The 15,269-nt window shown below is 62.7% G+C and carries 18 protein-coding genes; 5 read left to right on the top strand and 13 right to left on the bottom strand.

All coding sequences use genetic code 11. The annotated features are described in order from the left end of the window. Window positions 1-39: 39 nt before the first annotated feature. Together AC0L28_RS03215 and AC0L28_RS03210 are read left to right on the top strand one after the other, a co-directional pair. Window positions 40-912 (top strand): cytochrome c1, encoded by an 873-nt coding sequence (locus tag AC0L28_RS03215; protein WP_091598432.1) that lies wholly within the window; start codon window positions 40-42, stop codon window positions 910-912. Between the two features lie 228 nt (window positions 913-1,140). Next, a complete protein-coding gene (locus tag AC0L28_RS03210) occupies window positions 1,141-1,686 on the top strand; it encodes an adenine phosphoribosyltransferase (RefSeq protein ID WP_473475505.1) in 546 nt (181 codons plus the stop codon). Window positions 1,687-1,847: 161 nt separating this feature from the next. Here the strand turns inward: AC0L28_RS03210 and AC0L28_RS03205 are convergent, their stop codons facing one another. The 8 genes from AC0L28_RS03205 to AC0L28_RS03170 all read right to left on the bottom strand — a co-directional run bounded on the left by AC0L28_RS03205 (window position 1,848) and on the right by AC0L28_RS03170 (window position 7,810). Next, entirely contained in the window at window positions 1,848-2,318 is a 471-nt protein-coding gene (locus AC0L28_RS03205) for a MaoC family dehydratase (protein WP_128186610.1), read from the bottom strand. Then, complete coding sequence (locus tag AC0L28_RS03200) at window positions 2,315-2,794, bottom strand: MaoC family dehydratase (protein WP_473475503.1); 480 nt, start codon at window positions 2,792-2,794, stop codon at window positions 2,315-2,317. Before AC0L28_RS03200 ends, AC0L28_RS03205 begins: the two co-directional genes overlap by 4 nt. Window positions 2,795-2,920: 126 nt before the next feature. Next, on the bottom strand, window positions 2,921-3,895 hold the full coding sequence (gene corA / locus AC0L28_RS03195; RefSeq protein ID WP_027151044.1) for a magnesium/cobalt transporter CorA: 975 nt from the start codon (window positions 3,893-3,895) through the stop codon (window positions 2,921-2,923). 256 nt (window positions 3,896-4,151) lie between these two features. After that, entirely contained in the window at window positions 4,152-5,255 is a 1,104-nt protein-coding gene (ychF, locus tag AC0L28_RS03190) for a redox-regulated ATPase YchF (protein WP_091598417.1), read from the bottom strand. A 97-nt stretch (window positions 5,256-5,352) separates the two neighbouring features. Further along, window positions 5,353-6,078, bottom strand: coding sequence for an aminoacyl-tRNA hydrolase (gene pth / locus AC0L28_RS03185; protein ID WP_473475501.1), 726 nt, complete (start codon window positions 6,076-6,078; stop codon window positions 5,353-5,355). Window positions 6,079-6,100: 22 nt separating this feature from the next. Continuing rightward, window positions 6,101-6,742, bottom strand: coding sequence for a 50S ribosomal protein L25/general stress protein Ctc (locus AC0L28_RS03180; RefSeq protein ID WP_023799895.1), 642 nt, complete (start codon window positions 6,740-6,742; stop codon window positions 6,101-6,103). A 319-nt stretch (window positions 6,743-7,061) separates the two neighbouring features. Then, on the bottom strand, window positions 7,062-7,565 hold the full coding sequence (locus AC0L28_RS03175; protein ID WP_473475499.1) for a DUF2938 domain-containing protein: 504 nt from the start codon (window positions 7,563-7,565) through the stop codon (window positions 7,062-7,064). A gap of 68 nt (window positions 7,566-7,633) precedes the next feature. Then, complete coding sequence (locus AC0L28_RS03170; RefSeq protein WP_287171660.1) at window positions 7,634-7,810, bottom strand: hypothetical protein; 177 nt, start codon at window positions 7,808-7,810, stop codon at window positions 7,634-7,636. On the opposite strand from AC0L28_RS03170, the gene AC0L28_RS03165 reads away from it, so the two are divergent. After that, on the top strand, window positions 7,736-8,353 hold the full coding sequence (locus AC0L28_RS03165; protein WP_473475826.1) for an ArsR/SmtB family transcription factor: 618 nt from the start codon (window positions 7,736-7,738) through the stop codon (window positions 8,351-8,353). The genes AC0L28_RS03170 and AC0L28_RS03165 overlap by 75 nt on opposite strands. Before the next feature lie 42 nt (window positions 8,354-8,395). Further along, a complete protein-coding gene (locus AC0L28_RS03160; RefSeq protein WP_473475823.1) occupies window positions 8,396-9,025 on the top strand; it encodes a TetR/AcrR family transcriptional regulator in 630 nt (209 codons plus the stop codon). Window positions 9,026-9,104: 79 nt separating this feature from the next. Here AC0L28_RS03160 and AC0L28_RS03155 read toward each other — a convergent pair whose 3' ends face one another. Then, window positions 9,105-10,367, bottom strand: coding sequence for an MFS transporter (locus AC0L28_RS03155; RefSeq protein ID WP_473475497.1), 1,263 nt, complete (start codon window positions 10,365-10,367; stop codon window positions 9,105-9,107). Between the two features lie 119 nt (window positions 10,368-10,486). Between AC0L28_RS03155 and AC0L28_RS03150 the strand changes: the two genes are divergently transcribed. Further along, entirely contained in the window at window positions 10,487-11,353 is an 867-nt protein-coding gene (locus AC0L28_RS03150; RefSeq protein WP_287230749.1) for an AraC family transcriptional regulator, read from the top strand. 96 nt (window positions 11,354-11,449) lie between these two features. Here the strand turns inward: AC0L28_RS03150 and AC0L28_RS03145 are convergent, their stop codons facing one another. From AC0L28_RS03145 to pgeF, 4 genes are all read right to left on the bottom strand, one after another. Further along, complete coding sequence (locus AC0L28_RS03145) at window positions 11,450-12,385, bottom strand: ribose-phosphate pyrophosphokinase (RefSeq protein ID WP_023799890.1); 936 nt, start codon at window positions 12,383-12,385, stop codon at window positions 11,450-11,452. Window positions 12,386-12,552: 167 nt separating this feature from the next. Next, window positions 12,553-13,182, bottom strand: coding sequence for a hypothetical protein (locus tag AC0L28_RS03140; RefSeq protein WP_473475495.1), 630 nt, complete (start codon window positions 13,180-13,182; stop codon window positions 12,553-12,555). 54 nt (window positions 13,183-13,236) lie between these two features. Then, the gene (locus AC0L28_RS03135) at window positions 13,237-14,388 is read right to left on the bottom strand and encodes a M24 family metallopeptidase (RefSeq protein WP_023799888.1); all 1,152 of its coding nucleotides are present in this window, start codon (window positions 14,386-14,388) and stop codon (window positions 13,237-13,239) included. Then, window positions 14,388-15,182, bottom strand: a complete 795-nt coding sequence (gene pgeF / locus AC0L28_RS03130; RefSeq protein WP_287171589.1) for a peptidoglycan editing factor PgeF — start codon at window positions 15,180-15,182, stop codon at window positions 14,388-14,390. The genes AC0L28_RS03135 and pgeF overlap by 1 nt, the downstream gene beginning before the upstream one ends. Between the last annotated feature and the right edge of the window lie 87 nt (window positions 15,183-15,269).

The following is a 15,269-nucleotide window of genomic DNA, read 5'->3' as shown; positions in this document are numbered from 1 at the left end:
ACGACGACAGCGCGCCAGAGAATCTCAAGGGGATTTGGTATGAAGACGATTCTCACCTCGCTGGCGCTGCTCGGCCTTGTGCTGGCAGGCACCGCGGCCGCGACCACCGGGGCGATCGCCCAGGAGGAGGCGCACAGCGAAGCCGCGCCGACGCATTTCCCGATTCACCAGCCGAAGGAGATGGACTGGAGCTTCGCCGGGCCTTTCGGCACCTACGACAAGGCGCAGTTGCAGCGCGGGCTGAAGGTCTTCAAGGAAGTTTGCGCCACCTGCCATTCGATGAAATTGGTGGCGTTTCGCACGCTGGAAGATCTTGGCTATTCGGAAGCGCAGGTCAAGGCGCTGGCCGCCGAGTACACGATCAATGACGGCCCGAACGATGCCGGCGACATGTTCGAGCGTCCCGGCATACCGTCCGACCATTTCCCGGCGCCGTTCCCCAACGATCAGGCAGCAGCGGCCGCCAACGGCGGGGCTGCGCCGCCCGATATGTCGCTGCTGGCCAAGGCGCGCGGCGTCACGCGCGGTTTTCCGCAATTCGTCTTCGACATCTTCACGCAATACGCCCAGGGCGGTCCCGACTACATCCACTCGCTGCTGACCGGCTATGACGAGCAGCCGCCGGCGGGCATGGAGATACCGGAAGGCACCCACTACAATCCGTACTTCATAGCCGGCGTCTCGCTGAAGATGCCCAACCCGCTTTCCGACGATCAGGTGACCTATGACGACGGCTCGCCGCAGACGGTCGACCAGTATTCCCGCGACGTGTCGGCCTTCCTGATGTGGGCAGCCGAGCCGCATCTGGAAGCCCGCAAGAAAACCGGCTTTCGCGTGCTGGTCTTCCTGTTGCTGTTCGGCGCGCTGGTCTATCTGACCAAGCGCAAGGTGTGGGCCGGCGTGGCGCACTGAGCTACGGAAAAACCACGAGCTCGAAAGGGCGTCGAAGGGCGCCCTTTTTGCATGTCTAAGGACTGCCTCCGAAGACCGCCTCCGAAGGCCGCCGGCTCCGGTCCTTTGCCGGACAATTTTTCTTCCAGCTGCGACATCGCGGTAGCCGTCGGCGGCCGCGCCGGGTTACGATCGGCCAAAATTCCCTTTCATGTCTTCAAGTCGGACGAACGCCCGGAGAGCCGCCCCATGAAACCTTCGCTCGAAGACACGCTGCTTGCCGCGATCCGCACCATTCCGGACTATCCCAAGCCGGGCATCCTGTTTCGCGACATCACCACGCTGCTAAGCAATGCGCGCGCCTTCCGCCGCGCCATCGACGAGCTGCTGCATCCCTATGCCGGCCAGAAGGTCGACAAGATTGCCGGCATCGAGGCGCGCGGTTTCATCCTTGGCGGCGCCGTCGCCCACCAGCTCTCGGCCGGCTTCGTGCCGATCCGCAAGAAGGGCAAGCTGCCTTACGAGACGGTGCGCGTCGCCTACAGCCTCGAATACGGGCTGGACGAGATGGAGATGCACAGGGATGGCGTGTCTCCGGGTGAGAAGGTGATCCTCGTCGACGACCTGATCGCCACCGGCGGCACGGCAGAGGCAGCGGTCAAGCTGTTGCGGCAGATCGGCGCCGACATCCTCGCCGCCTGCTTCGTCATCGACCTGCCGGACCTCGGCGGCCGCGACAAGCTCGAGGCGCTCGGCGTGCCGGTCAGGACGCTGATCGGGTTCGAAGGGCATTGAGAGACTGTTCTGCCTTCTCCCCTTGTGGGAGAAGGTGGCCTCGCGAAGCGAGGTCGGATGAGGGGTGCTGCATGGAGTGCCAAGCTGGAGCACCCCTCATCCGTCTTGTCGCTTCGCGACAATCCACCTTCTCCCACAAGGGGAGAAGGAAAAAGGGCGCTTCACTCCACTTTCACCAGCACGGCGCTTTCGAACTCGATGACCTTGTCGCCTGTCGAATCGAAAGCTTCCGAGCGCAGTGTCAGCACTCGCCAGCCCGGCCGCGATGCGATGGGGCGGTGGGCAAGCGCGGTGCGGGTGAAGGTCACGGTTTCTCCGGCATAGACGGGTTTTAGCCATTTGAGGTTCTTGAAGCCGGGCGATGGGCCGAATTCGGGGGCGGGCCCTGCGCCGGCCCAGCGGGCGCCCTCGGCCTCCACGCCGGTCTCGAGGTTCAGCTTCATCCAGGTTGCAGCTGTGTGCCAGCCGGAGGCGCACAGGCCGCCGAACACGCTGTTCTTCGCCGCCTCTTCGTCGAGATGGAATATCTGCGGATCGTATTTCCTGGCGAACGCCTTGATCGCCTCGGGCTCGAATCTATGCGAGCCGAGGGTGACGGTGACGCCGATGCAGAAGAACTCGTCCAATGTCATGAGCGGTCCTGTGCGGCATCACGGGCGAGGAACATGACCGTGTTCTCGAGTTCGAAGACGCCTTCGCCACGCTGGTTGAAAAGCTCGCTGCGCATGGTGACGAGGCCGAGCTGCGGCTTGGATCTGGACAGGCGTTTGGCAAGGACGGTGGTGCTGCCGCTCAAGATGTCGCCGGCCAGCACCGGCCTCTTCCATCGAACCTGGTCGATGCCGGGGGCGCCTTGCGAGGTCGAGTCCAGCAGGAAGGCGTCGCATAGCATGCGCATGAACATCGCGCAGGTGTGCCAGCCGGAGGCCGCCAGCCCGCCAAGGATGCTGGCCCTGCCCGCCGCCTCGTCGAGATGCATTGGCTGCGCATCGAACTCTTGCGCGAATTCGATAATTTCCGCCGCACTCACCAGCTTCGTGCCGAGGTCGAGCGAAGCGCCCTCGACGAAATCCTCATAGGCCCAAGTCTTTTCGTCCTTTCCGGTCATGGTCTGGAATCCGGTTCAAGATTGTACGATCGACACGGATCGGGTTTCCCGGATGCAGGCGAGGCGGTCAAGTCATTTCTGGTGCGCCAGGCCATCACGCTCAACCCAATAGAAGCTCCAAAGCCTCTACAGCCAGCCGCGGCGGCGGAAATACCAGAAGGGCAGGATCGCCGAGAGGATCATCAAGCCGATCGCGAAAGGATAGCCGAAGTTCCAGGTCAGTTCGGGCATGACATTGAAATTCATGCCGTAGATCGAGGCGACCAGCGTCGGCGGCAGGAAGATGACCGCGGCGACGGAGAAGATCTTGATGATGGCGTTCTGCTCGATCGAGATCATGCCGAGCGTCGCGTCGAGCAGGAAGTTGATCTTCTGCGACAGGAAGGTGGCGTGGTCGGCGAGCGACAGCACATCGCGCGACAGGGTCTTGATGCGCGCGCGGATGTCCTTGCTCATCTTGGTCTGGGTCGAGGCGTGGGTGAGGAAGCCGGCGAGCCGCTGCAGCGAGATCAGGCTGTCGCGGATCGAGGAGGCGATGTCCTCCTTGCGGCCGATGGCTTTCAGCAATTCCTGAAAATCGCGATTGCGCTTCGAAGCCTTGGTCGAGCTTGGCTGGAAGATGTCGCGCGAGATCGTCTCGATGTCGCGGCCGGCGCGCTCCAGAATGTCGGCGAGGCGGTCGACGATCGCCTCCAGCAGGCCGATCAGGATGGTGTCGCCGCTGGTGCAGCCGGTCGCCACCTTCTCGGCACGCTGCGGAAACGTCTTGAAGGCCTTCGGTTCGTGGTAGCGCACCGTGATCAGCCTGTTGCCGGCCAGCACGAAGGTGACCGGCGACATCAGGGGATCGTCGGCCTCGGTCTGGGCCGGCAGAATGGCGGTCATGAAATAGGCGCCGTCCTCGACATAGAGGCGGCTCGAAATCTCGATCTCCTCCATCTCCTCGCGCGTCGGAATGGCAACGCCGAGCCAGGCCTCGATGGCCGCTTCCTCTTCCTTTGTCGGGCTGACAAGGTCGGCCCAGACGACCTGGTCGCTGTTTGCCAGGAGATCGTCGGCAAGGCGCAGGCGATCATTGTCGACGACGAATGCCTTGATCATCGCCGGGTCTCCCTTGCTGAGGCCAAAAGGATGGGTTCGAGCGGACGCGTCGTTTCGGATTGCACCGGACAGGCGCTTTCGATGAAAGCAGGGGCCGGGTGCAGACGCCCCTTAGACCGGGCATTGCGGGCAGTCAAGCCGCACCGGAACGGCTCTTCCTTCTCCCCTTGTGGGAGAAGGTGGCCTCGCGAAGCGAGGTCGGATGAGGGGTGTTCCAGCTTGGCACCAGAGAAGGAAGAAGGCGCCGTCGGTCAGCTCAGGTGTTGAACTTGAACAGCATGATGTCGCCGTCCTGGACGACATACTCCTTGCCTTCGTCGCGCGCCTTGCCGGCTTCCTTGGCCGCCACTTCGCCGCCCAGCGTGACGAAGTCGTTGTAGGCGATGGTCTGGGCGCGGATGAAGCCGCGCTCGAAATCGGTGTGGATGACGCCTGCAGCCTGCGGCGCCTTGGCGCCCTTGTGCACGGTCCAGGCACGCGTCTCCTTCGGCCCGACGGTGAAATAGGTGATGAGCTGCAGCAGCTCGTAGCCGGCGCGGATGACCTTGTTGAGGCCGGGTTCGTCGAGGCCCAGGGTCGCCAAAAATTCCATTTCCTCTTCGTCGCTGAGCTGCGCGACCTCGGCTTCGATCGCCGCCGAAATCACCACGGTGCGGGCGCCTTGCGCGGCAGCCATCTGCTCGACCGCCTTGGTGTGTGCGTTGCCGGTGGCAGCATCGGCCTCGGCGACATTGCAGACATAGAGCACGGGGTGCGATGTCAGCAGGTTCAGCCCCTGCAGGATGCGCAGATCCTCCGCGGAGATATTCTTGAGCAGGATGCGGGCCGGCTTGCCGGCCTGCAGGAGTTCAAGCGCGGCTTCCATCATCGGAAGCACGGTCAGCGCCTCCTTGTCCTTGCCGGAAGCGCGCTTGCGGAACTGCACGATGCGGCGCTCGAGGCTGTCGAGGTCGGCGAGCATCAGCTCGGTCTCGACGGTCTCGGCGTCGGCGACGGGATCGATGCGGCCCTCGACATGGGTGATGTCGTCATCCTCGAAACAGCGCAGCACATGGACGATGGCGTCGACCTCGCGGATATTGGCCAGGAACTGGTTGCCCAGCCCTTCGCCTTTCGAGGCGCCGCGCACCAGGCCGGCGATGTCGACGAACGAGATGCGGGTCGGGATGATCTCCTTCGACTTGCCGATCGCCGCGATTTTTTGCAGGCGCGGGTCGGGCACCGCGACTTCGCCGGTGTTCGGTTCGATGGTGCAGAACGGATAGTTGGCGGCCTGCGCCGCCGCCGTCCTGGTCAGCGCGTTGAAAAGCGTCGACTTGCCGACGTTGGGCAAGCCAACGATGCCGCATTTGAAACCCATTTTTATCCGGTCCTATCGGGAAATCGAAATTTGATGAGGGCTATGGGCGAAACGGGTGACGAACGTCAAGCCCTGCAGCCCCGATCCGTGGCCAGGCTCAATCCTTGCCGCCAAACAGCTTCTTCAGCATGGCGGCCATCGGGCCGGTTTCGGGCAGCTTGGCCGCCGGCTGCTGCTGCCGCGCCTGGCGAACGTGGCTTTGTGCTTTCGGCGCTTTGGGTGGTGGGCGGTCGTCTTCGCCCGTCGGCGTGAGCTTGTCGCGCAAGGCCAGCGTCACGCGATTCATGAAGGAATTGTCGTCGCCCTTGGCAAGCAGTCCGGCATCGTCGGCGATGGTGTCGAGCAGCACGTCCAGCCACTCGCGGTCGCTTTTGGCGAAATCGCCAAGCACATGGCCATGCACCATTTCCTTGACGCCGGGGTGGCTGACGCCAATGCGCACACGGCGGAAATCCTTGCCGACATGCTGCTCGAGCGAGCGGATACCGTTGTGGCCACCGGAACCGCCGCCGACCTTGACCCGCACCTTGCCGGCGGCAAGGTCGATCTCGTCATAAAAGACGGTCAGCGCCGAAGCGTCGAGCTTGTAAAAGCGCAGGGCCTCGCCGACCGACTGGCCGGACAGGTTCATGAAGGTCTGCGGCTTGATCAGGATGATTTTTTCGCCGGCAAGCGTGCCTTCGGCGATCAGGCCCTGGAACTTTTTCGACCAGGGCGAAAAGGAATGGCGGCGGGCGATTGCGTCCGCCGCCATGAAGCCGACATTGTGCCGATTGTCAGCGTATTTCGCGCCCGGATTGCCGAGGCCTGCAAACAGCAGCATCGTCACCTCCGAGCGGAAAGGATTACTTCTCTTCGTCGGCAGGAGCCGCTTCGGGTTCAGCCGCTTCGACCGTCTCTTCCGCCTCCGGCTTCATCGCCGCGGAGCCGGCAATGGTCGCGACGGTGAAGTCGCGGTCGGAGATCACCGGCTTGACCCCGGCCGGCAGCTTGACCGCCGAGATATGGATCGAATCGCCGATATCGGTGCCGGTGAGATCGACGGTGATGAATTCCGGGATCGCATTGGCCGGGCAGTGGAACTCGACCTCGTGACGCACGATGTTGAGCACGCCGCCGCGCTTGATGCCGGGCGACTTGTCCTCGTTGATGAAGTGGACCGGCACGTCGACATTGACTTCGGTGTCCTTGCCGATGCGCAGGAAGTCGACATGGACCGGAAAATCCTTGACCGGGTCGAGCTGGTAGTCCTTCGGCAGGACCTGGATCTTCTTGCCGTCGACATCGATCGTGGCGATCGTGGTCAGGAACCCGCCGCCATGGATCTTGTAGTAGATGTCCTTGTAGGTCAGCGCAATCGCCAGGGGAGGCTGCTTGTCGCCGTAGATTACTGCAGGCACTTTACCGTTGCGGCGAACTGCACGGGCGGACCCCTTACCGACCTGTTCGCGCGCTTCGGCCTTGAGCTCGTAAGAAGCTTGGCTCATGGCATTTCCTTTCGCGTTGTTCTGGAGCGTTCGCGGCCGGCGAGATGCCTGGGCCGTAAACGTCGAAAGCCGTCATGGCCTTACATGATCTGGTCCAAAATCTATTTGGGATCACGTGAGGCCGGACAGCCTTCCGCCGCGTTGCCTCCAAGGGTGTCTACGCGGGTGGCGGCTCTATAGCGGAAGGTGGGGCGGGGTGCAAGCCAAAGGCGGGTGGCCAATGCGGGTGGGCAGTGTCTCGCTTTTGAATTTCGTGCTTGCTCTCCATTTTCAAGAATATTGGGGTTGCGTCCTGAAAGCCGACCGCAATCGACCGGTATCAGATCGGGAACAGGTGTGCGGAAAACAACGCAGCGGCATACAGCCCGACCCCGAAGGACAGATGAGTCATGAGGCCGCGCAGACGCGCGGTGCTCGGATTGGGCGTTTTCGAGGCTGCAATTCCGGCGCCAAAGGCGGGCTGCATTACGAAAAACGGGGCGACGACAGTGGACATGCCGACAACAAGGGCGGGAAGCAATGTCGGGTCTCGTGCCCAGTCGAGGCCCCATACTGCCATCAGCAATGCAGCAAAGACGATGCCGATCGCGTAATGCGCGATCCACCCAATCGGCGTTTCGCCGCGAATTCGGGGAGCCTGCGCGATATTCGCATACGCGAAACGTCCCCGCGGAAAGTGGCCGATCCAGCGGCCGACCCAGGCATAATCAAGCGGCGGAATCGCCAACGTTCGTTTCAGAAACAATCCCCAAAGATCCATCACCGCCGTCGCCCCCGTTCCGATCGCGGCTGCGCGGACAACGAACTCCAACTGCTCGTTCATTTCCATGCTCCTGTCTGGTCCATGCTCCTGTCTTGGGCGTTCGACACTAGCCGGTTGAAATAAGACATTCAATGTATTGATTGATCGTTTGATTGATTGTACCATGCGATATGAAAAACGCAGATGTCCATCATCCGATCTTTGACGAGATAGCCGATCTCGCCCGCACGCTGGGGCATGCACACCGGCTGGTTCTTCTGCGCCACATTGCCGACGGCGAACTGGCCGTGGAGCAGCTGACGCAACTTTCCGGGATCGCCTTGGCCAACACGTCGCAGCATCTTCAACAGCTCAAGCGGGCCGGCTTGGTGCAGACCCGGCGAGACGGGAAACGCGTGCTTTATCGTCTGGCCGATGGTCCGATCGAAAACGTGCTTGGGGCCCTGCGCAGCCTTGCGAACCACAGGCGCGAGCAAATCCGCGAGCTTATCGATGACACAATGAGCCGGCCGGACAGGCTGGAGAACATCTCGCGCGAGGAACTGGTGCGCCGCATACGGGACGACGAAATCGTGCTGCTCGACGTCCGGCCGCAAGAGGAATACGCGGCCGCGCATTTGCCGGGTGCGATCAACATTCCCGCGGGTGAGCTGGAAGAACGACTTGCGGAGCTTCCACGAGAGAAGATCATCGTCGCCTATTGTCGTGGTGTCCAGTGCGTTCTCTCTGCCGACGCGCTGGCAATCCTGAGGGCGCGAGGCTGGGCATCACGTCGGTTCGAAGGTGGCTTTCCCGAGTGGCTGGCCTCAGACCTTGATGTCGACGGCATGAACTACGAAAGCGGCTGACAGAAGCCGAAGCCGGCGTCGCCGGGGCACGCCCGAGTATCGCTGGGCACTCCCGGTCACAATCTCGCCAGACCGAAGCCGGCCACCAAGGCTGCGCGTCGGGCACAGATCGAGCGGGCAGCCTACAAGCTTCTCAAGGAGAAAGGCTACGGCGGGACTTCCATGCTTGGCATAGCCAAAGAGGCAAAGGCGTCAAACGAAACCCTCTACCGCTGGTATAGCGACAAGAAGGGGCTGTTCAAGACGATGATCGAAAACAATGCAAGGGCGACGAAGGCGGCACTGGATGAGGCAATCAGGGACGAGGCCGATCCCCTGGCAACCCTGGAAGATGTTGCTCCGGTCCTGCTTTCGATGTTGCTTGGCGAGCGGGCAATTTCCCTGAACCGCGCGGCTGCATCTGACGAAAGTGGCGAATTGGGTGCGACGATTGCCGCAATCGGGCGCGATTCGGTATTTCCGCTGATCGAGAAATTGATCCAGCGCGGCTTGGAGAGCAGTGCGCTGGCCGCGCCATCTGCGCGGATGGCGGCCGATTGGTTCTTGAACCTGCTGATTGGTGATCTGCAGATTCGGCGGGCCATTCACGCTCTGTCGGTTCCTTCAGACAGGGATGTCCATTCAAGAGTGGTTGCCGCGATCAGTGCATTTAAAAAGCTTTGCGGCACGTGATGGCAAAAATCGATCTGTGCCTGTTCTCATGCGTTGGGTGAGTTGGAAGCGTGGCTTAAGGCCGAAATCCAACTCAACCTCACTCGATCGTGGGCTCTTCCTCGAGCTTCCTCGCCTCCTTCATGTTCGGCAAAAAAACCGTCAGCAGCCCAAGCAGCGGCAAATACGAGCAGACCTGAAAGACGAAGTCGATGCCTTTCATATCGGCGACGACGCCGAGCACGGCGGCGGCGATGCCGCCCATGCCGAAGGCGAAGCCGAAGAAGATGCCGGCGATCATGCCGACGCGGCCGGGCACCAGTTCCTGGGCGAAGACGACGATGTTCGAGAAGGCCGAGGACAGGATCAGGCCGATCAGCACGGTCAGGATCATGGTCCATTCGAAATTGGCGTAGGGCAGGGCCAGCGTAAAGGGGAGCACGCCGACGATCGAGAACCAGATCATCGGCTTTTGTCCGTAGCGGTCGCCGAACGGGCCGCCGAGCAGGATGCCCAGCGCCGAGGCGCCGAGGAACAGGAACAGCATGACCTGCGACATCTGCACCGAAACGCCGAATTTATCGATGGCGTAGAAGGTGTAGTAACTGGCGAGGCTGGCAACATAGGCGTTTTTTGTCAGCACCAGCAAGGTCAGCACCGCCAGCGCGCTCATCACCTTGCGGCGCGGGAAGGGCGAGACGAAGCCTGCCGCCTTGCGGTTGGCGAGCGAGGCGCGCAGCCGGCTGTACCAGCCGCCGACCCGCCACAGCACGATGATGCCGATCAGCGATCCGGCGGCGAACCAGGCTATGCTGGTCTGGCCGAACGGCACGACGATGAAGGCGGCGAGCAGCGGCCCGATGGCCTGGCCGAGATTGCCGCCGACCTGGAACAGCGATTGCGCCAGGCCGAACCTGCCGCCCGAGGCGAAGCGGGCGATGCGCGAGGATTCCGGGTGGAAGATCGCCGAGCCAATGCCGATCAGTGACGCGCCGATCAGCAGCAGCCAATAATGTCCGGCATAGGCCAGCACGATCAGGCCGATCAGCGAGGACGCCATGCCATAGGGCAGCGAATAGGGCATCGGCCGCTTGTCGGTGACCATGCCGATAAGCGGCTGCAGCAATGACGCCGTCACCTGGAAGGTGAAGGTCAAAAGACCGATCTGCCAGAAATCGAGATGGTAATTGTCCTTCAGCAGCGGATAGATGGCCGACAGCAGCGACTGCATGATGTCGTTGACACAATGGCAGAAGCTCACCGCAAGGATGACGGTGAAGGCCGTCGCTTGCGCCGAAGTATGGCTGGCCGTCGCCGGCGTGGCGGCGGAGGTGGCTGTCGTATCAGTCAACGCAGGCTCCATGGTCTTTTCGGCGGACGCTCCCGCAGGCGGCCCTTATGGGCCCGCTGCCTTATAAGTTACTTGCCGGGCGACTTCTTTCGTGGTTTGGTCCAATAGTTTCGCGAGTGGGCCAATAGCCAATGCCGCATGGCAAAGAAATCTTCAAAGCGGGCGACACCGATCTCGGCCAGTTCACCGATCTCGGGCTGTTGCGCCGCTGGCAATGGCTGGAGCAGGCTGTCGGGCCGGCGGTGGCCCTGCCGACCGAATTTCCCGACGGCTATCACGTTCCGCAGCACCGTCACAGCCGCAGTCAATTGCTGCATGCGCTTGTCGGCGTCGTGCTGGTGACGACGCGGCATGGGCGCTGGATGGTGCCGCCCGATCATGCGATGTGGATACCTGCCGGCACCGAGCATTCCGTCGAGATGCTTGGCGACGTCAGCATGCGCTCGGTCTATGTGATGCCGGACGCCATCGCCGGGCTGCCGGATGGCTTGCGCGTCGTCGGCATCACCGATCTGATGCACAGCCTGATCGTGGAATCGGAAAAGCTGCCGCAGGGCGCCGAGTTGGAGGGGCGCGGCGGGCTAATCATGAGCCTCCTGCTGCATGAAATCCCGAACCTGCCGGAACGGCCGCTTGGCCTGCCTTTTCCTTCGGATCCGAGGCTTGCGGCACTGTGCCGGCGCTTCGTCGCAGCGCCCTCGCCGCACGCGACGATCGACGAATGGGCCGATATCGTCGGCATGAGCCGGCGTTCCTTCACCCGCGCCTTTCATCGCCAGACCGGATTGTCGTTGTCGACATGGCGCCAGCAGGCCTGCCTGTTCGCGGCCTTGCCGAGGCTGGCGGACGGCGAGCCGATCACAAGGGTGGCGCTCGATCTCGGCTATGACAGCGTGCCGGCCTTCATCACCATGTTCAAGCGCATGCTGGGGGCGTCGCCACGCGGCTATATGCGCGGCTCAAGGGACAACATCAGGGTGTCGAACGCTAGCGCATGACCCCGAACCTTTTCGGAGAGGATCATGCGCAAAATCAAGGTGCTACAGCGTCCTTGGCGCGTCTCTGGACGCGCGGCGTTGTATCGCGGGCAGATTTCAGTCGAACAGGCTCGACACCGACTCTTCGGTCGCCGTGCGCGAGATCGCCTCGCCCATCAGGTCGGCGATGGAGACGACGCGGATGTTGCTGGCGTCGAGCACCGCCTGGGTCGGCTGGATGGAATCGGTGATGACCAGTTCCTGCAGCTTCGAGGCGCCGATGCGTGCGATGGCGCCGCCGGACAGAACGCCATGGGTGGTGTAGGCGGTGACGCTGGTGGCGCCGGCGGCAAGCAGCGCATCGGCCGCATTGCACAAGGTACCGCCCGAATCGATGATGTCGTCGATCAGCAGGCAATCCTTGCCGCGCACGTCGCCGATGACGTTCATGACTTCCGATTCGCCAGGGCGCTCGCGACGCTTGTCGACGATGGCAAGCTGGGCGTCGATGCGCTTGGCGAGAGCGCGGGCGCGGACCACGCCGCCGACATCCGGCGACACGACCATGACATTGGCAAGCCGCTTGTATTTCGCCTTCACATCGCGGGCCATGACCGGCACCGAAAACAGATTGTCGGTCGGGATGTCGAAAAAGCCCTGGATCTGGCCGGCGTGGAGATCCAGCGTCAAGACGCGATCGACCCCGGCCCGCGTGATCATGTTGGCGACCAGCTTGGCCGAGATCGGCGTGCGGCCCGAGGCGCGGCGGTCTTGCCTTGCATAGCCGAAATAGGGAATGACCGCCGTGATGCGCTTGGCCGACGAGCGCATGAAGGCATCGATCATGATGAGCAGTTCCATCAGGTGATCGTTGGTCGGGAACGAGGTGGACTGCAGGATGAAGACATCCTCGCCACGCACATTCTCCTGGATCTCAACGAAGATTTCCTGATCGGCGAAGCGCCTGACGCTGGCTTTGCCCAGCGGGATGTTGAGATAGCGGGCGACCGCTTCGGCCAGCACCCTGTTGGAATTGCCCGCGAAAAGCTTCATGCACCGTTCCTGGTGAAGGATGGAGACTCTGGCAGACTCTCTTGAGCCCCTTAGTCGGGGCTTTTAGCGGCCCGTGCCGGTATTGCAAGCGTCGTGATCGGGAATCCGCCGGCTAATCTCAATAAACGTCGACGGCGAGGGAAGCCGGCAACATGTCAGCCCGCCGGTCAGCCCGCTTGGCCGCCAAGCCATGTGGCGAACTGGTCGATCGTCTGGTCGGCGATCGCCTGCATGGTTTCCGGCGCGACCGCAGCCCACCCTTCGCCACCATTGACCGAGGCCGCCTTCTGCTGGCCGTTGATGCGATGCAGCCGGTTGCCTGCCGGGTCATAGACGTCCCAGACATAGATGACGGTGGTATCCTTGCCTTCCGACATCGTCGAGAAATAGCCTTTCAGCACGTGCGTCGGGGTCTGGCCGGCGCTGCCTGCCAAGGTGATGCCGCGCTGCTTGGCTCGCGTCTGAAGCGCCGCGGTCAGCGGTGTCGCGGCTTCCACCGAGGCGCCGACGATCGGCGCTACCTGCAGGCGGGTTCGTGCGATGACGGCGGCGCTCTTTGTGGGCGGCGCGGTCGTGGTTGCAGGCTGCGCAGGGGCGGAAGGCTGTGTTGCTGCGGGAGGCTGCGCGGTCGTCGCAGGTGCGGTGGGTGTTGCAGCCGTGCCGCTTCCGGCCGTTGGCACGGTCTGTGTCGACTGCGGGGCGATGGCCGAGGGTTCGAGAACGTCCTTCGCGTTGGTGCAGGCGGCCAGCGCCAGCGCCGCGAGCAATGACACGGTCGTCGCATGCGATCGCCTCATTTGCCTCAAAACTCCCTGGCGATGAACGCCTCTTGCATTCTTACCATTATGGATTCATTGCACAATCAAGTCGAGATCATGGCGGGACAGCGGCTTCGGCTGCGATTCAGTCGTCAGATAGGTGCGGCCAAGCGTCATTGCCGTCTCGGTTTCGGAGTCCATGATGATCATATGGGCGAACAGCGTCATGTTCGGCGCGATCGGTTCGGGATTGCCCTGATAGAACATCGGCATGTCCATCCATGATGGGGTGAAGCGGGCGCCGAGCGAATAGCCGCAGGCGTTGAGCCGGTGCTTGGTCAAATTGTGGGTTTCGAGCGTGCGGGCATGCGCGTCGAACACGTCGCCGAAGGTATTTCCGGGCGTCATCGCCTTTTCGACCGCCAGAAGTGCGGCGCGCGCAGCATCGAACAGCTCCTGGTGACGTTTCGACACCTTGCCGGTCAGCACGGTGCGCATCATCGCCGCATGGTAATGGTGGAAGACGCCGGCCCATTCGAGCGTCAACTGGTCGTTCTTGCTCAGCTTGCGGCGGCCAGCCTTGTATCGGCAAAGCAGTGCGTCCACGCCAGAGCCGATGATGAACTCGTTGGCCGGATAGTCGCCGCCGCCGGCAAAGATCGCGCCCTGCATGGCGGCGAGGATCAAGGCTTCGTCGCCACCCTGCTTGATCAGCGGCAGGGCCGCGTCCAGAGCGTCGTCGGCGAGATTTGCGGCCTTTTCCACCTTGGCGATCTCGGCCGGGCTCTTGAACAGGCGCAGCCGGCTGATGATGCCGGACGCGTCGGCGATCTGGCCAAAGGTCTGCAATTGCTCGTCCAGGCGCCGGCCATTGTAGGCGGTCAGGCCGTGGGTGTCGTATTCGACGCCGATGCGGGCGCCGAGCAGGTCGAGGTCGTTGAGCAAATTGCGCAGGTCGATCGCCGGATTGGCGCCGTCGCGGTCGGTCCACAGCACGATGTTGTCGATGATCGAGGTGTGGCGCGCCTGGCGCAGATCGGCCGAGCGCGTGAGCAGGATCATCGAGCCGTCCGCCTTCACCACCAGGCACTGGAAGAAGCAGAAGCCGAACGTATCGTAGCCGGTCAGCCAGTACATGCTCTCCTGCGCAAACAAAAGGACGGCATCGAGCTTCTTCTCGGCGATCTCGATCATCAGCCGATCGCGCCGCGCGTCAAATTCCGACCGTTCGAAATGCAGCGCCATTATTCTGTCTCCAAAACGATTGCCGAAATCTGCCGCCCGTAATCCGGCTCCTTGCGATGGGTGCTGCGCCGGTAGGAATAGAACAGATCCTCCTCGGCGTAGGTGCAGCGGCCGAGCCCATCGGCGGTGACGCCGGCCCGGGTCAGCCGATCGACCGTATAGCGGTTGAGGTCGAACATTGCATGTCCCGGCTTCGCTGATGGCGCGAAATAGCTGATATTGTCGGCATCGGCCTCGATGAAACGAGCGATGAATTCCGGGCCGACTTCATAGTTTTCCGGGCCGATGGACGGACCGAGCACCGCAACGATGCGCTCGCGCCGGGCGCCGAGGCTTTCCATCGCCGCAATGGTGTTTTCCAGCACGCCTGACAAGGCGCCCTTCCAGCCGGCATGGGCTGCGCCGACGATTCGCGCCTCGGCATCGGCGAACAGCACCGGTCCGCAATCGGCCGTCGAGGCGCCCACCGCAATCCCCGGCCGGTCGGTGACGACGGCGTCGGCCTTCGGCCGCTCGCCGGGAAAGGGCTCCCTGGCGATGACGACATCGGGCGAATGGATCTGGTGGGCGGTCAACAGACGGCTTGATGGCACGCCCATCCAGTCGGCGACGCGGCGGCGGTTCTCGGCGACCTGCGTCTGGTCGTCGCTCGAGCCGGTGCCGATGTTGAGGCCCTGATAGATGCCGCTGGAGACGCCGCCGACGCGGGTGAAATAGCCGTGGCGAATGCCTTGCGCCCGCGCTTTCTCCAGCAAGGGCGACCGAACGGGATCCGGTTTGGACTGATTCAGCATGGCTGCGTTGTTGTCCGTGAGAGCGATTTCGTCAAGCGACAGTCGAAAGACGGCGACAGTCGGAAGGCGGGAGAGTGGGAGAGGCGG

Source organism: Mesorhizobium sp. WSM4847 (genome assembly GCF_055811335.1).
The sequence above is the reverse complement of the archived record's forward strand: the minus strand, read 5'-3'. Positions and strand labels throughout refer to the sequence as shown.